We start from the raw sequence: 16,667 nt of genomic DNA, 5'->3' as shown, positions 1-16,667 counted from the left end.
CGTGTTTGATTATAGAACCCAAACGGATTTTTAATCCTGCCTAGCTGAATACCAAAGGTGCGCTGCTGATCGGAAACCATTTGGTAATCAATCAGGCCATAGTCAAGCTCTGGATAAGCGTCGCTGCTATCGCCACCTGCACGTCGGCTTAACATTTGTGCGGCCAGTAACACATCCTGGTGAGGGCGTAATGAGACGTTGAGACCGATTTCGGTGAACTCGAAACTACCTTCATCTTGGCTGCTGGGGCCAAAAAAGTCGTTATCATCAGTAACGACTAACGCCTGACTAAGAAAGCCATGCATCTGCAGAGTATCCCTAACGTTTTCATCGCTACGGGCTTGGGTAGAAGCTCCTAATATAACAACGCCTAACAGAGCGGCAACAGCACGGTATTCACTCCATTGAGATAACTTGGATACTATCATCCAGATACTCCCTTTCTAGGTAGCCAATGGCGCCGGGTGTCGTGGCAACGTGCTCGCGCATCTCTGCCTGATCAGCGACGCGGTCAGGGGCTTGGCCGGTTCCCGAGAAGACCATGCGATCCCAGGCTAACTGAAGCTGGTGCGGATATACCGCTAACTGCTCTTTGGTGAAGCGAGCATGCACGGAATCACTATTATTTAAAACGTAGACCCTGACCGCTTGGCCATCCGGCCATGTGCGTTGACGCATCGCAAAAATCGCGCGGGTAGTATCGCGATTCAACCAGCGGGTGGCGACGTCAGGATGGGCGACTAAAAAAAGAGGGGCTTCTCTAGCGATGGCATTTGTGCATGTGAAAGTGAGCATCACCAGCAACATGAGGGTGACCATTGCCAGTAACGCCAATCGCATGAGAGAACCGCTCAAGACAGGTGAAGGCATGGGCGGTATCTTACTGGTTGATTGATGAACGCCAGGTTCATGCACGATGCAGTTCTATCTTGGACTTTATCGGTGTATGAGTTAATGACGTGTTCTCCCTCGCGGTCTATCGGTGTTGTTTTTTATATTCAGTGCCCTTTGTTTAACTAAGGGATAAGCACCAAAAAAACTGTGCCGTATCGATACGGCACGGACACAAACACTACATCAATTCAAAAAAAATAACAGGTAGCTATGTTAAAGAAGAGCGAGGGCTCTTGGTGGCGGTTGTTTTTTGATTTTTTTCCATTCAACTTTGTCCATTTTGATTGGCTTATACTTCCCGTCGCTGATGAGAGCTTGTACTTAATGGCTAAGCGTCTGTGCGATACTCATTGCATTAAGTTCGTTTGAAAATCTTCCTCTGCCATCCTAAAAGGATCATCCGCCATGTTCACCGGCCTGAGTGCATTCCCGCTAACTCCCATGAACGAGCACGGCATTCAAGAGCGTGAGTTTATTCACTTAGTGGAACACTTGGCCGCAGCTGGTGTGGACTCCATTGGCGTGCTGGGATCGACCGGCAACTACGCCTATTTAAGCGTTGAAGAGCGCGCCCGCGTGGCTAACCTCAGTGTCGAAAACGCCGGGGGCGTGCCTGTTGTCGTAGGCATAGGCGCATTGCGTACTCGCGATGTGCTGGTTAATGCGGAACGTGCCCAGCAAGCCGGTGCCAGTGGGGTATTGCTGGCGCCGGTGTCTTATCAAAAGCTGACCGACGATGAAGTGTACGAGCTCTATGCAACCGTCAGCCGTTCGCTGAGTGTTCCGCTATGCGTGTATGACAATCCTGGCACCACCCATTTTGATTTCAGCGATGAGCTGCACGGACGTATCGCTCAGTTGCCACAGGTTCGTTCTATCAAGATCCCGCCTGTGGTGAATGATATTGAGAAAGCGCGTGAGCGTGTGGCGCGGCTGCGCGCACTCATTCCTTCAGAGGTCACCATTGGTATCAGTGGGGATCCGGCCGCCGCTACAGGGCTAAGCGCTGGCTGTGATGCGTGGTACTCCGTTATTGGCGGGCTCTATCCCCACACAGCACTGGCGCTGACCCGGGCTGCTCAAGCGGGAGATGCCCAGCAGGTTAATGCGCTTTCCAGTGCGCTTGAGCCGTTATGGGCGCTTTATCGTGAATATGGTGGCAGCTTGCGGGTAGCGGCCACCATTGCAGAGGTAACCGGTAAGGTCAGCCAACCCTGCTTGCCTCAACCGCTTAAAGCGCTACAAGGGGATGACCGTAAACGAGTGGAACAGGTAGTGGCGCAGCTCGACCTGGCCACTGACTTCAGGGCGTAAAGCGATTCACCAAAAACGCCCAGCCAGGCTGGGCGTACTGAGTGCTTATAAGCGGCTTACTCTACGAGTTCGAGCAGACGATCAGGATAGTTGGTGAAAAGACCGTTGACGCCCATTTCCATCAAACGCTCCATCTCATCGGCTTCATTGATGGTGTAGACATGTACCGGTAGGCCGTTGTCGTTCGCCTGACGGATGAAGTCAGCGCCAATCATTTCCTCGCCTTCGTATATGAAATTGGTGCCCAGTCCGACTGCATAATCCGCCACTGCCTGGAAGTCCTCATCGGTGATCTCTTCTGGCCCCGGTGTCACGTCCGTCCACTCCACCAATCGCCCATCCTCCTCTTCGCTGGGGTAATACCAGACCAGTTGAATAAGCGGGATGTTCTCGTTTAATTCGTGCACTTTTAGCAAACTATCTTGCTCGAAAGACTGGACCAGGACCCGACCACTCTCGATCAAGTCATGCTCTTCGAGCAGTGCTACCAACGCTTCTTCCAGGCCAGGGTTCAACTGCGGCGACTTGGTTTCTATGTAGTAGCGTGCATCGTGCCCAAAGTGCTCCAATAACTCATCCAAAGTAAGTATTTGAGCGCCTTCAAAGGCTGTGTCGGCACTGTCAGGGTTTTGCTCGTTGAACCACGTGCCAGTATCCAGTGCTTTCAGTTCTTCCAGCGTGTAATCATTGATCTCGCCTTCGCCGTCACTGGTGCGATCAATGATGTCATCATGAAACACCACCACCTCGCCGTCCGAAGTGATTTGAGCGTCGAGTTCCAAGTAATCGACGTCCCATTCGTGGGCCAGCTCATAGGCTGCCATTGTGCTTTCCGGTGCATGGCCGCTGGCGCCGCGGTGGGCAATGACCTGGAATGACTGCAGATCTTTTATCTGCTGTTCCAACGGCGATGTTTCGGCCAGCACGGTGGTAGCAGCAGCGAAAAGGCCCAGGGAAATTGACGTAACCAGTAAACGGCGTTGCATGGGAATTCCTTTTGTTGCGTAATTCGTTGTTTAGCCAGTTTACATAAAAACTAAACGCTGACGAACCTATCGCAAACAATGCTACCTCTCAGTCCAAATATCTAACTGCTTTTAGCTGTGCTTTTCCTTGGCCCCACGTCATCAAAGTGATTCCTTCTTCCTCTGCAGTTTCAATTACGATGGCGTCGGCGCCACAAGCGCAAGCATCGGCACGGGCATTATCTATTGCAGCCGAGGCACTTTTGTCGTGCATCAAGGTGGTACCTGTTTTCGATGTGATCATGCACGCCACTTCATAGGGGTGCTCAATGTCGCCTTCGCTGACGTATTGATCCAGTGGGCAGTTGGATGGTTTAGCTGAACCCATTGAGACGGGATGTACACCAACTGAGCTACAGCCCAATAGCGTAAGGACAGGCAAACTGATAGCCAATAAGGTTAAGATATTTTTTTTCATTTTTTATACTCCAAAAACGAAGAAAAGCACCGCCTAAGGCGGTGCTAATATAAGCTTAAATCTGGCCTAGGTACTGCATCTTATCGAGCATGTGGTTAGGTACATCTTCGACCAGGACCAGTGTGATCTCGGAGTCGCTATCAGTTGTAACAACACTCTCGCCCAGCGAGGCATTGAGAGTGTCCGGCGTGAGGTTATACATAGCACCGGTTAGAGGGTCGACGATTAGCCAACCAATAAAGCCACCGAAGATAAGATTGCCGCCGATGTACCAGCCGTTAGGGCTGGAGCTAATCATCATAGTGCGGCTCTCATAACCCTCTTTTGATATTTCAACGGTGTATGATTTGCCACCGAAGTAGCTACCATCGGATTTACGAAGTTGGACAGTGGATGGCGTGGTGCCGGAGTGCACTTCCATGGAACGCTCATCTGTTATTAGAACATCAGCGTTGCTCGGGCTACTGTTAATCGTCACGCTCTGCTCTTTCTCACCGACAATTGAAGCGCAGCCGGTCATCAGCGATACGGTGGCAATAGCAGTAGTCAACTTGAGCATCTTCATTTTATGTTCCCTTAATCCCATTTGTGTTTAATTGACAGCGTTGTACGGCTGTCCTACTACGTGACCAAATTGGCCCCGTATTTGGCGTCATGCCAAATTTTTTGAAACTCAAAAATTACTCGGTTATGTTGTTTTCAATTCGCGCAGGAAGAAGTAGGTGTTCCACATTACATAACGCACCAGAAGGCATAAGTTGGGCAATTACCGCTTAATATTATGTTTTCATGATTATTTTTTATTTGAAGGTACTAACAAATAACGATAGGTATTAGTAATTAAGAGGCTAATTTTTGTTAATTTTATCATTTTTTTAAAGTTTATTTTGTAAGCTATATCTTACTTTTTGGTAGGGTATGGCTTACAAAATGGCGTTTTTAGGTTCAAAAACACAATAAAAAGCGCGAACCGCATTGCGATGGTGTGATATGTCTGCATTTGGTGCTGGCTGTTACTATGCTGAGATAAATGACCAAAAGAGATATTCCATAATTGAATCTCTAGCAGAAGAGCTATTGGGAAGTGTTAGCGGCGTGTCTCAAACTAGATCAATCTAGCAGTGTTACTTGTAACACTGCAGGCGTCAGATAATTAAAGGTCACAACGATGGAAATAAACCCATGATCCATACAGAGCATCATCGCTCTCACCGGTCCGGCTGGTTGCGCGCTGCAGTGCTCGGCGCCAATGACGGCATTGTGTCTACCAGTAGCCTCATCCTCGGTGTTGCAGCAGCCAGCACTGCGCAGAGTGAGATCATGCTGGCAGGCGTTGCTGGCCTGGTGGCTGGTGCTATGTCGATGGCGGCGGGGGAGTATGTGTCGGTGAGCTCGCAATCCGACACCGAGCACGCCGATCTAAACATTGAACGTAAAGCACTGGCTGAACATTACGAACTTGAGCAGGAAGAACTTGCCGACATATACGTTACTCGTGGCTTAGAGCCTGAATTGGCACGTCAAGTTGCTGAGCAATTAATGACGAACGATGCTCTCGGCGCTCATGCAAGAGATGAGATTGGCATCACCGATACTGGTCAGGCTCGCCCGCTTCAAGCAGCCCTCTCATCAGCAGCGACCTTTACCGCGGGCGCGCTGTTGCCACTGTTGGTTGCCTGGTGGGCACCATCATCATTATTAACTCCTTTGGTAGCGCTGTTTTCGTTGCTCTTCCTGGCTTTGTTGGGCGCGGTTGCGGCTCGAGTCGGCGGGGCACCTATTTTTAAAGCTGCAGCAAGAGTGATGTTTTGGGGCGCGCTTGCAATGGCGCTAACCTCTGCTATCGGTCGTGTGTTTGGAGTCGTGGCTTGAATGCGTGAGCGCCGAATTTAGCGTTCGTATCGAAGAGCTGGCAATTATCGGTGCTGAAGTACTTGGCTCAGACTTCAGCATTGCTGCGGCCAGAAGCTTCAATAACCTCGTGGTGTATGCGTTGCTGCTGTTCAGCTGAGAGGTCTTGGTACGAACAACCAAATAGTTGTTGCGCGTATCGCTCGAAAAGATCAGCAAGGCTAGGTGGTGTTTTTTTTTATCTGCTCTGCTTTCGCCAATCCCTGCTCGCTTGTCAGTTTCCTATACTCCTCCATGACTTTGTTGCGCATCGCATGGCAGTACTCTGCTGCTTCAAGATAACTGGCTCTGCCTGCTGAGATGTCTGCTTTAGCAGTCGAAGAAATACGCTGAATTTGCGATATATAACGTGCTCGGGTATGAGCATCGTTACTCGCATCAATACCGACACTGTGTTCTCCCTCGGTCATAGACCCCTCCTGGTAACCACTAGGCGCAAAGCGCTCACTGATTCATTATAGCTTTACCACCTCAAGTTCACGCTTAAGCCATTATGTCGGCGTCTCGCTGCCGGTTTACAAAGCGTTAGAGAGGCCACTAGTCCTTGTTAAAGTGCCGGTGCAGGGGAGAATTAATCAGCAATAGGTTGAATTACGCCTAGGTGCCTGCACTTATTAATAAGTAACTCATTCACAAGGAGCCGTTATGACAACGTTAGTGATTGGCGCGAACGGACAGATTGGCAAACAGTTTTGCAAACTGGCCCAAAAAGCGGGCACGCCTATTAAGGCAATGATTCGCAGTGAAGAGCAGGCAGCCTGGTTCAAAGAGCACGGCATCGATACCGTGGTAGCTGATTTAGAGGATGAGTTTGAGCACGCCTTTGACGGCTGCGACCAAGTGGTCTTTACGGCGGGCTCAGGGCCTCACACCGGGCCAGACAAAACGCTGATGATTGATCTTTTTGGCGCCATTCGTACCGCCGATATCGCCAAGGAAAAAGGTCTCTCCCGCTACATCATGATTAGCGCCATGCGTGCAGAAAAACCACTAGAGGCGCCCGAAAAAATGCGCCCCTACATGGCCGCGAAATTTGCTGCTGATGCCCACCTGCGCAACAGCGGTTTTCCCTACGTCATTCTCAAGCCAGGGCGTTTGACCGACGAAACCGCCAGTCAGCGGTTCGCCAGTTCACTGGAGGAAGCAGGCGACAACCAAATCTCCCGCGCCAACGTTGCCCATGCGCTACTTCACGCTGTGCAAAAGCCCGATGTGGTCAATCAGGAGTACTTACTACTGGATGGCAAGCGCTCAATTAGCGAGATTATCCGCTAGTAATTGCTAAACGCTATTGAGAGTTAACGCACTGCGTTGATCAGTTGCCAACTCCCGCTTGAGCCACTCTGCAAGTGGCTCGCTGCGGCGGGATTGAGTGAGAACGTTGGTTTGGCTGGGCAACCACAGGCAAAGACGAGCAGGAGTCTGAATACTTCCCCAGGGGGCCACCAGCCTGCCACTCCTCAGGTCGTCTTCCACCAATAGCCGCGGCGCGATGGCTATACCCAGACCCGCCACTGCCGCTTCCATCAAGTAGTAAAGGTGATCGAACCCCTGGCCTTTGCTTAGTGCCGTTTCAAGCTGTGCCAGCTCTAGCCCTTTGGCAGTGGCCCACTGCGGCCACGCCTGGGGGCGGGAAGATGTATATAAAAGCTTATTGGCAAGCAGCGATTCGGGCTTGGTCGCATCGCACTGGGCCGCCAGCTGCGGGCTCGCCACTGCACATATCTGCTCCGCCATCAGCTCGAATACCTCCACACCCGCAGGCCAGGGAGGCTCGGCAAACGCCAGGGTGGCGCTGGCATCCGTTTGCGTACCCGGCTGTTCGCTTTCGCTCACCACGACTTTTAGCTTGAGCTCAGGCAGCTCGCGGTGCAGGCGATCCAGGCGGGGAATCAACCAGCGTGCTAGCAGGCTGCCAGGGCAGGCGAGAGTAAAGGGGGCTTCTTCCACATCACGTTTGAGCGCTGCGCAACTATCCTTGAGACGGTCGAACGCCTCTCCCACACCGATTTGCAGCTTTTCGCCATGTGGCGTAAGCGCAATACCTCGGCCCGCTTTGGCAAAAAGCGCGATACCAAAATGATCATCCAGGCTTTTTAACTGGCGGCTGACCGCGCCGTGAGTCACGTTTAGCTCATCGGCAGCGGCGGTCACGCTACCCAAACGGGCGGTGGCTTCAAAGGCGCGCAAGGCGCTAAGCGGCGGCATGCTGTGTTGCATGGGCTATCCTGCTGATAGTTGATTTTAACTCACGTGTTGCTGACATCTTATCGATTTTTATCTCCCCCTGCTTGCGCTACTTTCATTTCATAGTTTTTCACTGAACTGTTTTTCACTGAACTGTTTTTACTGAACAGTTCGATAACGCATTCAGAGGTCGCGATGAATCAACCTGTCGATGTATCCAAGAGCCTGCCCGATGCCAATGGCCTGTTTGGCAGCTTCGGTGGCCGCTTTGTCGCTGAAACGCTGATGCCACTGATTTTAGAGCTACAAGACGAATACACCACTGCCAAGAACGACCCCGAATTCCAGCGCCAATTGGCCTATTTTCAGGGTGATTATGTGGGTCGGCCAAGCCCGCTCTACTTTGCCGAGCGGCTGACCGAGCACTTTGGCGGTGCGAGTATTTACTTAAAGCGCGAAGAGCTGAATCACACCGGCGCGCACAAGATCAACAACTGCATTGGTCAGGTGTTGTTGGCCAAGCAGATGGGCAAAAAGCGCATCATCGCGGAAACCGGTGCGGGCATGCACGGCGTTGCCACCGCAACCGTTGCGGCACGCTTTGGTTTGCCCTGTGTCATCTACATGGGCGCCACCGACATCGAGCGTCAGCAACCCAACGTATTCCGCATGAAGCTGCTGGGCGCGGAAGTCATCCCCGTTACCTCGGGCACCGGCACGCTAAAAGACGCCATGAACGAAGCGCTGCGCGACTGGGTAACGAATGTCGACGACACCTTCTACATCATTGGCACCGTGGCGGGGCCACACCCGTACCCGGCCATGGTACGTGACTTTCAGGCCGTGATCGGCCATGAAACCCGCGCCCAAATGCTGGAAAAGAAAGGTCGCCTGCCGGATTCGCTGGTGGCCTGCATTGGCGGCGGTTCAAACGCCTTGGGGCTGTTTCACCCGTTCCTTGATGACCTCGACGTGAAGATGATTGGCGTAGAAGCGGGTGGCAAGGGCGTGAAAAGCGGCCTGCATGCAGCCAGCCTGAACGGCGGCACCCCCGGCGTGCTGCACGGCAATCGCACCTACTTGCTGCAAAACGAAGATGGCCAGATTATCGACGCCCACTCGATTTCCGCCGGACTGGATTATCCCGGTATTGGGCCAGAGCACGCCTGGTTGCACGAGCAGGGGCGGGTCGAGTACGTTTCCGCCACCGATGACGAAGCGCTGGAAGCGTTCCAGATTTGCTGTCAACAGGAGGGCATTATCCCCGCCCTAGAGACCGCCCATGCCCTGGCCGAAGTCGCCAAGCGCGCACCCAGCCTGCCCCGCGAGCATTTAATGGTGGTCAACCTTAGCGGCCGTGGTGACAAAGACATGATGAGCGTCGCCCATCACCTTGGCGAAAAATTCGGGGTTAAACAGCTATGAGCGCGACACAGGAGAACGTCATGACCCATACCTCTCGTCTTGAACACTGCTTTGCTGCACTCAAACAGCAAAACCGCCCAGCGCTGGTGAGTTACCTCACCGCTGGCGATCCGGATGCCGAGACATCCCGCCGCCTGTTGCACGGGTTGCCAAAAGCGGGGGTGGATATCATCGAACTCGGTATGCCGTTCAGTGACCCCATGGCCGATGGCCCCGCCATTCAGAAAGCCGCGTTGCGTGCCTTGAATAACGGCCAGACCCAAGCCAAAACGTTGGAAATGGTGCGCCGCTTCCGTGAAGAAGACAGCACCACGCCCATTGTGCTGATGGGCTACTACAACCCGATTTACTGCTACGGCGTCGAGCGCTTCTTGACCGATGCTGCCAAGGCCGGGGTCGATGGCCTGATTGTCGTGGACTTGCCTCCAGAACATGACGAAGAGCTCTGTACGCCAGCGGCCCAGCACGGCATTGATTTTATTCGCCTGGCCACGCCGACCACCGATGCCAAGCGACTGCCCAAAGTGCTGGCGAACGCCTCGGGGTTTATCTACTACGTTTCCGTGGCGGGCGTCACCGGCGGCAGTGCCCCTACGCCAGAGCGGTTGGAAGGCGCAGTAAGTCAACTGCGCGAACACACCGAGCTACCCATTGCCGTGGGCTTTGGTATTCGTACCGCCGAGCAGGCCGCCGCCATCGGCCGTTATAGCGATGCCGTGGTGGTAGGTTCTGCGTTGGTCGACTGTATTGAACACGCCAATACGCCCGATGAAGCCGTAGAGCGTGTGCATGGCCTAGTCAGTGAACTGGCAGAAAGCGTCAGGGCGTGTCGGGAAGTGAGAGAACCGCAAGCCTGTTGATAAAAGGTCAGTAAAGAGCGAGTTGTTGTGAGAACAGGTATGAGAGCAGGCCAACGCGCCTGCTTTTATTATGCATCCGGTACTACTTTTAAAGTTGCTTACTTTAATTTGGATTTATAACTATCATTTTTTAAGTTTATGGCTTCTTTCGGTACTCCGCTTGGTAATCGCCGTTATCCCAACTAGGGTCAATAGGGTTTTAAGCGAGCTGACGCCTTTCCCTATTGCATGCTTTTCAGGGAAAAGCTCTTGGCTTAGGCCACGCATCAAGTTGTTATTCGCAATGGTTACTTATGGGAAACTATTATGAAGCCCGACAACACATTTGACCCTACGCGCCGTCAAGTGGTGGGCGGCCTTGCTACCGGTATGGCCGCTGCTATGGCCGCACCCGCATTCGCCCAGTCATCTTCGACATCGCCGTCCGGTGGTGCAGGTAATACCTCAAACACCAATGAGTCAGGAGGCACGTTAAACCAAATGCAGGATCCCAAAAGCAAGTACCCCAACCCCCCCTTTGAACGCCAGCCGCTAGAGTGGCCTGGGCTTGCCAGTGACATGACACCGCGCCCAGACCACGGCGAACAGAGTTATCGCGGCAGTGGTCGTTTAACCGGAAGAAGGGCACTGATTACCGGTGGAGATTCCGGCATTGGCCGTGCGGCCGCTATTGCCTATGCGCGTGAAGGCGCTGATGTGGCGATTAACTACCTGCCCGCGGAAGAGTCAGACGCGCGCGAAGTCATTGAGCTTATTGAAGCCGAAGGGCGTGCCGCGGCGGCTATTCCAGGTGATATCCGTGATGCATCGTTTTGTAGCGAGTTAGTGGAAAAGGCCGTTGAGCAATTAGGCGGGTTAGATATTTTGGTCAATAACGCTGGTCGCCAGCAGTGGCAGCCGTCGATTATGGATATTAGCCATGAAGCCTTCGACGACACCATGAAGACCAACCTCTACGCCATGTATTGGATCACCCAGGCGGCGATACCCCATATGGAGCCTGGGTCAGTGATCATTAATACCACCTCAGTGGTCGCTTACGATCCGCCTAAAATCCTACTCGATTACTCCATGACCAAAGCGGCCATTGTCGCGTTCACCAAAGCGCTGGCGAAGCAACTGGCCGAGAAAGGCATTCGCGTCAACGGCGTCGCACCCGGCCCGTTCTGGACCCCGCTTCAGCCCAGCGGTGGCCAGCCACAAGACGCTGTGGAAACGTTTGGCGAAAGCACGCCGCTTGGTCGCCCCGGCCAGCCGGTAGAGCTGGCCGGTACATACGTACTACTGGCCTCGTCAGAATCCAGCTACACCACCGGCAATATACACGGCGCGGGCGGTGGCGCTGGCGATCCCTAAGCTTTTCTAACGAGTTTTTACTAATCTTTTTTTACTACCCTGCTTTTTCGGGCCTGACCTTCAAGGATTCAGGCCCTTGCAGTGGCTGCTCGGTTCTTGGAATAGAGGCGGGCGCCAATTCTCTCTTTCTCAAGAATATTTGATAGCGTAGATTCCGTGCTATCGTGCTTTATGCTCATAAACTTTAAAAGACAAAGCGGAGCAGTTAGAGCACGACGATATATGAAGCATTTACGCTGTGTCACATGGGCAGAAAATGGTTTAAATATAGTCGATATAAAATAGTACTTATCAATGGTTGCGCCACCTATTAATGGCAGGCAATAACCATTAAAGCGTTTACAAACTAGAGAGAAATAATGGGAAAGCTCTTTTCATTAATCGTAATTGTAGCGCTTGGCTACACTGGCATTTACTTCTATTACGGCGTGGTTGTTGAGCGGGAAATCCAAGAACAGCTGGATGACCGTGGCCTCTCCGCTGTTAGCATTGATAACGTTGAGTATGATGTGCTGGCGCCCGTTAGTACCTCAGCTGAAATCGCTGTCACGGTCACTTATCGTGGCTCGCAAGCAACGCTGGATTTGGCAGTGCAGGGCCACCCTCTGTTTTCTGATGAAGTCACGGTCGAATTTGATGGTCTACAGGCACTACGGCTGGGCATCAGCTTCGGGCAGTAAAATGCAATAGCCTACTAAACTACCGAGTGGCGTGGGCAAGCTTAATGAGTGTTTAAATCAGCGCTGGAACGGCCATTCTGTTAGCTCGTGTAAACATAAGGACGTGACATGCCGCATCACATCACTAACCGAAAACGCAGTTATCGAACATCGTTACCCAAAGATAGTTTTTTATGGGAAGGCCTGAATGCTTCAGCCTATATCGCGGGTGCCGCTGCCTTTGTGATAGGCAGTGTCTTCTTCCTGCCAGCCTTTGAGAACTACATGGCGGCAGGGGCCGGGCTGTTCATTTTGGGCTCGTTAATCTATCTAGCGGTGGCGGCAAACGATTGCATAGAAATCATCAGCTATTACCGCCGTCACCCCTCGCACGGCAAAAAGACCATGCTCGAGTTTGTAATGTCGGCAGGCTATATCATCGGCAGTGTACTGTTCCTGATAGGCAGCGCCTTGTTTCTGCCCAGCGTGGGCTGGGAAAGAGGGGGCGCCTGGTGCTTTATCGTTGGCAGTGTTCTGTTTACGATTGGCGCGACGGTCAACGTGACGCAGATCACTCAGGCGGGAACCTTAGTGGTCTTGCAGCTACTCAATGCCGTTGCCATCTCGTTTGTCATCGGCTCCATCCTGTTTTTGGCCGCCTCGATTCCTTATCTCTGGCCGAGCTATCAGACACCACTTGCCCATGCACTGCACACCTACTTGGGTGCTCAGTTTATTTTCGCCAGCCTGCTGTTTCTCGCCGGAGGAGTCGTCAACTTCTACAGAGCCTATCGGGCTCACCAAGACCATCAACAAAACCCAGACGTAAAGAACCAGTGCCTCGCCGAATAAGGTTTATTGAACACTGGTTTTAATGGCTAATCGTCAGTAGGGCAATGCAGCTTGCGAACAATCGCTAGCCCTCATCGCAGGCCGGGAAGCCAAGGGGGCGGTATAAACCACTTTCAAACCGCCCTCAGACCACCTTCAAACCACAGGCACCGTACCCCCATCGATCACATACTCCGTGCCCGTGATGGTGGCTGCCAGCGGTGATGCCAGAAACGCAATCAGGTTGGCCACTTCTGCAGGCTTCGAGGGGCGGCCAATCGGGATGCCGCCTAGCGAGTTCATGATGATCTGCTTGCCGCCTGCGTAATCGGTGCCTGCCTCTTGGGCAATCCGCTCGGCTAGCGCAACGGCGGCTTCCGTTTCGATCCAGCCTGGCGACACGCGAACCACGCGCACCCCTTTGGGTGACACCTCTTTTGACAAGCTCTTGCTATAGGTGGAGAGCGCCGCCTTTGCCGCCGCATAAGCCGTGGTCGACTCGGGCAGGGGGAGCTCGCGCTGAATGGAGGTCACGTGGATAATCACCCCATCGCCCTGGGCCAGCATGCCGGGCAGCAGGGCGCGATCCAGCCGCACGGCGGGAAACAGGTTGATGTCGAGCTCGCGCTGCCACTCCTCCTCCCCAAGGGCAGCGAACCCGCCGCCGGGGGCGGATGAACCACCCAGTACGTGAACGATAATATCGACGCCGCCCAAGCGATCGTTGACCGCATCGGCCACCGTGGCACAGCCTTCGGCCGTCGTCAGGTCAGCAGTTACAAACAGCTCATCGGGCAGGTCGCCGGGGCGAGTACGGGCGGTTGTTAGCACTTGCGCGCCTTCCTCGCGAAAGAGAGCCACCGCGGCCGCACCAACCCCTTTGCTGCCGCCGGTGATCAATACGCGTCGCCCGTTCAAGTTCAGGTTCATTAGTGGATCTCCAATGACTGGATTTGCGACTCGGCAAGCTCAAACTGGTGGTCCAGTTGCACCGGGCTGCCGGGGAAATTGCCGGTCACGGTGGCGGTAACCACCATCGTGTTGCCTTGTTGGGAAACACTGACCGGCTCGACGCTATACTCAATCTTGTCACGGGTGGCGCGCATCCAAGCTTGAATAGCGGTGTGCCCGCGATGCGTCTCTCCTTCGTCAAACACACAGGCATCTTGAGTGAAGCAATCCGCAATGTGGGAGGCATCCGCACCGTTGCTGATGCTGAAGTAAGTAGTGATCGCGTCTGGCAGTGACAAGCTCATGATGGTCATCTCTCGTAAGTTAATGTGAGAGAATATTCTGCCTAGACTGACGCGTTATCAAGAACGCACAAAAAGGTAAGTGGCTTACCAATGAGAAAGATTTATACGCCCACTACCGCCGCAGGCGATGTGGAAAATGTATTAAAAATGCTGGAAGGGCGCTGGAAGCTCATCATTCTCTTTCATCTCTTCGATGGAAAAGTGCAGCGCTACTCCGATTTCGGAAAACTTATCCCCGAGATCTCCCAAAAAATGCTGGCCCAACAGCTGCGCCAACTGGAAGCGGATGGCATCGTGGCCCGTAAAGTCTATCCCCAGGTGCCGCCGAAAGTGGAGTACCGCCTGACCGAATGGGGGCAAACGCTCTGCCCGGCGCTGGATGCCTTGTTGAAATGGGCAGAGCAGAAAGACCACTTCAACGACCCTGCCGAGCAGAACGAACAAGACGATGCCGCCGCCCTCTGAGAGCCGACTAATGCACTACCGCACCATGACCATCAACGACTATGACGCCGCCATTGCCCTGTGGAGCGAAAGTGAAGGCGTGCGGCTGCGCGATGCCGATTAACGCTTCAGTGAAGCTTGCGGGGGTGGGTCTCAATGGTACCTATTCTTAGCCACCCACACGCCTTCCCTGGCTCTATAGATGTCACTCGATTTTCACTGACATATATGGCTGACGAAAGTGGATACTGGCGGCTGCCTTGCTAGAGTCTCAGGGCAAATGACCATCAGTTTTTTTGCCAATGCGGCATCACTGACCGGGATGGCACACAAGGAGCCCGCTTGAATCTCCGCTTCGACGCAAGCCGCCAGCACCAGTGATACGCCCAGGCCAGCTTTGACAGCCTGTTTAACCGCTTCGGTACTGCCCAGTTGCATTGAAACCTTCGGGAACGGCCCTCTTTCGCCAAAGAAATTCGCCAGCAACCGGCCAGTACCTGTTCCGGGTTCACCACCAAGCAAGCTCATTCCGGCAAGGGTTTCCCGGTCTATTTCATGCCAGCCCGCATAGGGGTGGTCTGGTCGGGTAATTAAAACCACGGGTTCCTGTCGCCAATCCATTGCCTGGAAGCCAGGTTTCGGGTGCCACCACTCCATCACCGCTATATCCAGCTCGCCGCTAGTCAGTTGTCTAGCAATGTTAGGATTGTTATCAATCACAAGATCCAGCTCAGGTACCGCCGGAATGTTCTTGAACGTGCTCACGTAGGGCTGGAGCATGTAAATACCGATGTTGGAACTTGCCCCTACGCGTAAACGCGTACCGCTAACGACTTCTCGAGCACGCTCGTCCAGTTGCAACATACTAAGCGCTAGAGGCATAAGCGCCAGGGCTGCTTTGGTGGGCTCGCATCCAGTTTTACTGCGGCGTATCAACAGGGCACCTAGCTGTTCTTCGAGCTTTTGAATGTGCTGTGAAAGCGTGGGTTGTGCGATACCGAGAGCTTGGGCGGCGGCCTGAAAACGTCGGTGCTGAACCAGTGTGGTAAAACTTTTCAGCCAGACCAAGTTCAGCATGGAGTTGTCTCAGTGATAGAGGGCGAATTAGCCGCATCCTGAGGGCGTTCTCCTTGTAACGCTTGAAGAATGTTGTCGGCAGCACGCTGTTCAATCATCAGCCGCACATCCTGGACGGCAGAGCCAATGTGTGCCGTGAATAGCGTGTTGGGATGTGCTCGCAAGGTGGGGCAAATCTCTTGCGGGCGATCCTCTCGAGCCCAATCTTCCATTTCAAAAACATCCGCTGCGTAGCCGCCTAACTGCCCGGATTCCAGTGCTTCCAAAACGGCAGCTTCCTGCACTACAGACCCCCGGCATGGGTTGATCAAAAAGGCGCCTGGTTTCATCAGGGCCAAGCGCGCAGAGTTCATGGTATGCAGGGTTTGTTTATTGAGCGGCAGGGCCAAAATGACAATGTCGGCTTGCCCGAGCAGCTCTTCAAGCGACTTGCGCGCCACGCCGAGGGTTTCCTCCTCCGCAGCGGGCAAGGCGTCTGGCTGAGAATACAGCAAGGTTGCCCCCCAGCCTTTGAGCCGCGTTGCCACAGCCTTGCCGATGGGCCCCATGCCGATGATGCCCACGATGGCGTCTGCAATCCCAAGCCCATAGAACGTTGGCTGCCACCCCCTGAACTGGCCAGAACGAACATACTCGTCGGCCGCCCGAACATGTCGGATTAGGCTGATGGTTAGCCCTATGGTGAGTTCAGCCGTTGGCACTGTCAGCAAATCCGGTACGAAGGTCAGCCAAACACCATGACGCGTACAGGCCTCCACATCGAAATTATCGTATCCCTTCAGGGCAGCGCCAATGACTTTCAGCTTGGGGCAGCCAGCTAGAAATTCCTCGCTGACCTGGTCCGGCATAAACACCATCATGCCGTCTGCGGTTGCCGCGCGGGCCTTTACCTCGGCGGCGGGCAAGGTAGTGTCTGACTGGTTGGTGATTAATTCACAGCTCTGTTCCAGCCTTTCCAGCACACTGTTGTGTACCCGGTGGGTAATGAAAACCCTTGGTTTCATTTGATT

General features: G+C 53.5%; 20 protein-coding genes and 1 pseudogene. 10 read left to right on the top strand and 11 right to left on the bottom strand.

The window, feature by feature from the left end; genetic code table 11:
- Together CXF87_RS08470 and CXF87_RS08465 are read right to left on the bottom strand one after the other, a co-directional pair.
- Nucleotides 1-305, bottom strand: a pseudogene (locus CXF87_RS08470) (hypothetical protein); the annotation flags it as partial.
- 91 nt (nucleotides 306-396) lie between these two features.
- Nucleotides 397-870 (bottom strand): hypothetical protein, encoded by a 474-nt coding sequence (locus CXF87_RS08465; protein ID WP_008956173.1) that lies wholly within the window; start codon nucleotides 868-870, stop codon nucleotides 397-399.
- A gap of 429 nt (nucleotides 871-1,299) precedes the next feature.
- On the opposite strand from CXF87_RS08465, the gene CXF87_RS08460 reads away from it, so the two are divergent.
- Complete coding sequence (locus CXF87_RS08460; RefSeq protein ID WP_101146322.1) at nucleotides 1,300-2,208, top strand: dihydrodipicolinate synthase family protein; 909 nt, start codon at nucleotides 1,300-1,302, stop codon at nucleotides 2,206-2,208.
- A 56-nt stretch (nucleotides 2,209-2,264) separates the two neighbouring features.
- On the opposite strand, the gene CXF87_RS08455 is transcribed toward CXF87_RS08460, so the two are convergent.
- From CXF87_RS08455 to CXF87_RS08445, 3 genes are all read right to left on the bottom strand, one after another.
- The gene (locus tag CXF87_RS08455) at nucleotides 2,265-3,194 is read right to left on the bottom strand and encodes a glycerophosphodiester phosphodiesterase family protein (protein ID WP_101146321.1); all 930 of its coding nucleotides are present in this window, start codon (nucleotides 3,192-3,194) and stop codon (nucleotides 2,265-2,267) included.
- A gap of 88 nt (nucleotides 3,195-3,282) precedes the next feature.
- A complete protein-coding gene (locus CXF87_RS08450; RefSeq protein ID WP_101146320.1) occupies nucleotides 3,283-3,651 on the bottom strand; it encodes a hypothetical protein in 369 nt (122 codons plus the stop codon).
- Nucleotides 3,652-3,706: 55 nt separating this feature from the next.
- Entirely contained in the window at nucleotides 3,707-4,216 is a 510-nt protein-coding gene (locus tag CXF87_RS08445; RefSeq protein WP_198556026.1) for a hypothetical protein, read from the bottom strand.
- A 617-nt stretch (nucleotides 4,217-4,833) separates the two neighbouring features.
- Here CXF87_RS08445 and CXF87_RS08440 point away from each other — a divergent pair.
- Both CXF87_RS08440 and CXF87_RS22230 read left to right on the top strand, forming a co-directional pair.
- The gene (locus tag CXF87_RS08440) at nucleotides 4,834-5,523 is read left to right on the top strand and encodes a VIT1/CCC1 transporter family protein (protein ID WP_101146319.1); all 690 of its coding nucleotides are present in this window, start codon (nucleotides 4,834-4,836) and stop codon (nucleotides 5,521-5,523) included.
- Nucleotides 5,524-5,527: 4 nt separating this feature from the next.
- Nucleotides 5,528-5,662: a hypothetical protein gene (locus CXF87_RS22230; RefSeq protein WP_269801097.1), complete on the top strand. Its 135-nt coding sequence runs from the start codon at nucleotides 5,528-5,530 to the stop codon at nucleotides 5,660-5,662.
- A 61-nt stretch (nucleotides 5,663-5,723) separates the two neighbouring features.
- Here the strand turns inward: CXF87_RS22230 and CXF87_RS08435 are convergent, their stop codons facing one another.
- Entirely contained in the window at nucleotides 5,724-5,972 is a 249-nt protein-coding gene (locus tag CXF87_RS08435; RefSeq protein WP_101146318.1) for a hypothetical protein, read from the bottom strand.
- 235 nt (nucleotides 5,973-6,207) lie between these two features.
- Here CXF87_RS08435 and CXF87_RS08430 point away from each other — a divergent pair, with 235 nt between their 5' ends.
- Nucleotides 6,208-6,837 carry an SDR family oxidoreductase gene (locus CXF87_RS08430; protein ID WP_101146317.1) on the top strand — a complete coding sequence of 210 codons (630 nt, stop codon included), beginning with the start codon at nucleotides 6,208-6,210 and terminating at the stop codon, nucleotides 6,835-6,837.
- A gap of 6 nt (nucleotides 6,838-6,843) precedes the next feature.
- Here CXF87_RS08430 and CXF87_RS08425 read toward each other — a convergent pair whose 3' ends face one another.
- Complete coding sequence (locus tag CXF87_RS08425; RefSeq protein ID WP_101146316.1) at nucleotides 6,844-7,782, bottom strand: LysR family transcriptional regulator; 939 nt, start codon at nucleotides 7,780-7,782, stop codon at nucleotides 6,844-6,846.
- Between the two features lie 162 nt (nucleotides 7,783-7,944).
- Between CXF87_RS08425 and trpB the strand changes: the two genes are divergently transcribed.
- The 5 genes from trpB (at nucleotide 7,945) to CXF87_RS08400 (ending at nucleotide 12,901) form a co-directional block, all read left to right on the top strand.
- Entirely contained in the window at nucleotides 7,945-9,174 is a 1,230-nt protein-coding gene (gene trpB / locus CXF87_RS08420) for a tryptophan synthase subunit beta (protein WP_008956161.1), read from the top strand.
- Nucleotides 9,175-9,194: 20 nt separating this feature from the next.
- Nucleotides 9,195-10,034 (top strand): tryptophan synthase subunit alpha, encoded by an 840-nt coding sequence (gene trpA / locus CXF87_RS08415; protein ID WP_101146315.1) that lies wholly within the window; start codon nucleotides 9,195-9,197, stop codon nucleotides 10,032-10,034.
- Between the two features lie 306 nt (nucleotides 10,035-10,340).
- On the top strand, nucleotides 10,341-11,390 hold the full coding sequence (locus CXF87_RS08410) for an SDR family oxidoreductase (RefSeq protein WP_101146314.1): 1,050 nt from the start codon (nucleotides 10,341-10,343) through the stop codon (nucleotides 11,388-11,390).
- Nucleotides 11,391-11,749: 359 nt separating this feature from the next.
- A complete protein-coding gene (locus CXF87_RS08405) occupies nucleotides 11,750-12,070 on the top strand; it encodes a hypothetical protein (protein WP_101146313.1) in 321 nt (106 codons plus the stop codon).
- A gap of 108 nt (nucleotides 12,071-12,178) precedes the next feature.
- Nucleotides 12,179-12,901 carry a YrhK family protein gene (locus CXF87_RS08400; protein ID WP_101146312.1) on the top strand — a complete coding sequence of 241 codons (723 nt, stop codon included), beginning with the start codon at nucleotides 12,179-12,181 and terminating at the stop codon, nucleotides 12,899-12,901.
- Nucleotides 12,902-13,036: 135 nt separating this feature from the next.
- Here CXF87_RS08400 and CXF87_RS08395 read toward each other — a convergent pair whose 3' ends face one another.
- Both CXF87_RS08395 and CXF87_RS08390 read right to left on the bottom strand, forming a co-directional pair.
- Nucleotides 13,037-13,810 (bottom strand): SDR family oxidoreductase, encoded by a 774-nt coding sequence (locus tag CXF87_RS08395; RefSeq protein WP_101146311.1) that lies wholly within the window; start codon nucleotides 13,808-13,810, stop codon nucleotides 13,037-13,039.
- Nucleotides 13,810-14,136 (bottom strand): nuclear transport factor 2 family protein, encoded by a 327-nt coding sequence (locus tag CXF87_RS08390; RefSeq protein WP_101146323.1) that lies wholly within the window; start codon nucleotides 14,134-14,136, stop codon nucleotides 13,810-13,812. The genes CXF87_RS08395 and CXF87_RS08390 overlap by 1 nt, the downstream gene beginning before the upstream one ends.
- A gap of 90 nt (nucleotides 14,137-14,226) precedes the next feature.
- Here CXF87_RS08390 and CXF87_RS08385 point away from each other — a divergent pair, with 90 nt between their 5' ends.
- Nucleotides 14,227-14,601: a winged helix-turn-helix transcriptional regulator gene (locus tag CXF87_RS08385; protein WP_101146310.1), complete on the top strand. Its 375-nt coding sequence runs from the start codon at nucleotides 14,227-14,229 to the stop codon at nucleotides 14,599-14,601.
- A gap of 195 nt (nucleotides 14,602-14,796) precedes the next feature.
- Here the strand turns inward: CXF87_RS08385 and CXF87_RS08375 are convergent, their stop codons facing one another.
- Both CXF87_RS08375 and CXF87_RS08370 read right to left on the bottom strand, forming a co-directional pair.
- On the bottom strand, nucleotides 14,797-15,657 hold the full coding sequence (locus tag CXF87_RS08375; protein ID WP_101146309.1) for a LysR family transcriptional regulator: 861 nt from the start codon (nucleotides 15,655-15,657) through the stop codon (nucleotides 14,797-14,799).
- Complete coding sequence (locus CXF87_RS08370; RefSeq protein ID WP_101146308.1) at nucleotides 15,651-16,661, bottom strand: phosphonate dehydrogenase; 1,011 nt, start codon at nucleotides 16,659-16,661, stop codon at nucleotides 15,651-15,653. The genes CXF87_RS08375 and CXF87_RS08370 overlap by 7 nt, the downstream gene beginning before the upstream one ends.
- Nucleotides 16,662-16,667: the final 6 nt, after the last annotated feature.

It is taken from the genome of Halomonas sp. MES3-P3E, assembly GCF_002836035.1.
GTDB lineage: Bacteria > Pseudomonadota > Gammaproteobacteria > Pseudomonadales > Halomonadaceae > Vreelandella > Vreelandella arctica.
Note: the sequence above shows the minus strand (reverse complement) of the source record. Positions and strands in the feature narration are given on the sequence as shown.

What these genes read in the sequence shown, in the direction of transcription:
- CXF87_RS08435 (WP_101146318.1), bottom strand. Translation starts at nt 5,972, where the DNA reads ATGACCGAGGGAGAACACAGTGTCGGTATTGATGCGAGTAACGATGCT.
- CXF87_RS08370 (WP_101146308.1), bottom strand. Translation starts at nt 16,661, where the DNA reads ATGAAACCAAGGGTTTTCATTACCCACCGGGTACACAACAGTGTGCTG.
- CXF87_RS08395 (WP_101146311.1), bottom strand. Translation starts at nt 13,810, where the DNA reads ATGAACCTGAACTTGAACGGGCGACGCGTATTGATCACCGGCGGCAGC.
- CXF87_RS08465 (WP_008956173.1), bottom strand. Translation starts at nt 870, where the DNA reads ATGCCTTCACCTGTCTTGAGCGGTTCTCTCATGCGATTGGCGTTACTG.
- CXF87_RS08385 (WP_101146310.1), top strand. Translation starts at nt 14,227, where the DNA reads ATGAGAAAGATTTATACGCCCACTACCGCCGCAGGCGATGTGGAAAAT.
- CXF87_RS08410 (WP_101146314.1), top strand. Translation starts at nt 10,341, where the DNA reads ATGAAGCCCGACAACACATTTGACCCTACGCGCCGTCAAGTGGTGGGC.
- CXF87_RS08450 (WP_101146320.1), bottom strand. Translation starts at nt 3,651, where the DNA reads ATGAAAAAAAATATCTTAACCTTATTGGCTATCAGTTTGCCTGTCCTT.
- trpB (WP_008956161.1), top strand. Translation starts at nt 7,945, where the DNA reads ATGAATCAACCTGTCGATGTATCCAAGAGCCTGCCCGATGCCAATGGC.
- CXF87_RS08400 (WP_101146312.1), top strand. Translation starts at nt 12,179, where the DNA reads ATGCCGCATCACATCACTAACCGAAAACGCAGTTATCGAACATCGTTA.
- CXF87_RS08430 (WP_101146317.1), top strand. Translation starts at nt 6,208, where the DNA reads ATGACAACGTTAGTGATTGGCGCGAACGGACAGATTGGCAAACAGTTT.
- CXF87_RS08440 (WP_101146319.1), top strand. Translation starts at nt 4,834, where the DNA reads ATGATCCATACAGAGCATCATCGCTCTCACCGGTCCGGCTGGTTGCGC.
- CXF87_RS08405 (WP_101146313.1), top strand. Translation starts at nt 11,750, where the DNA reads ATGGGAAAGCTCTTTTCATTAATCGTAATTGTAGCGCTTGGCTACACT.
- CXF87_RS08460 (WP_101146322.1), top strand. Translation starts at nt 1,300, where the DNA reads ATGTTCACCGGCCTGAGTGCATTCCCGCTAACTCCCATGAACGAGCAC.
- CXF87_RS08425 (WP_101146316.1), bottom strand. Translation starts at nt 7,782, where the DNA reads ATGCAACACAGCATGCCGCCGCTTAGCGCCTTGCGCGCCTTTGAAGCC.
- CXF87_RS08390 (WP_101146323.1), bottom strand. Translation starts at nt 14,136, where the DNA reads ATGAGCTTGTCACTGCCAGACGCGATCACTACTTACTTCAGCATCAGC.
- trpA (WP_101146315.1), top strand. Translation starts at nt 9,195, where the DNA reads ATGACCCATACCTCTCGTCTTGAACACTGCTTTGCTGCACTCAAACAG.
- CXF87_RS08445 (WP_198556026.1), bottom strand. Translation starts at nt 4,216, where the DNA reads ATGAAGATGCTCAAGTTGACTACTGCTATTGCCACCGTATCGCTGATG.
- CXF87_RS08375 (WP_101146309.1), bottom strand. Translation starts at nt 15,657, where the DNA reads ATGCTGAACTTGGTCTGGCTGAAAAGTTTTACCACACTGGTTCAGCAC.
- CXF87_RS08455 (WP_101146321.1), bottom strand. Translation starts at nt 3,194, where the DNA reads ATGCAACGCCGTTTACTGGTTACGTCAATTTCCCTGGGCCTTTTCGCT.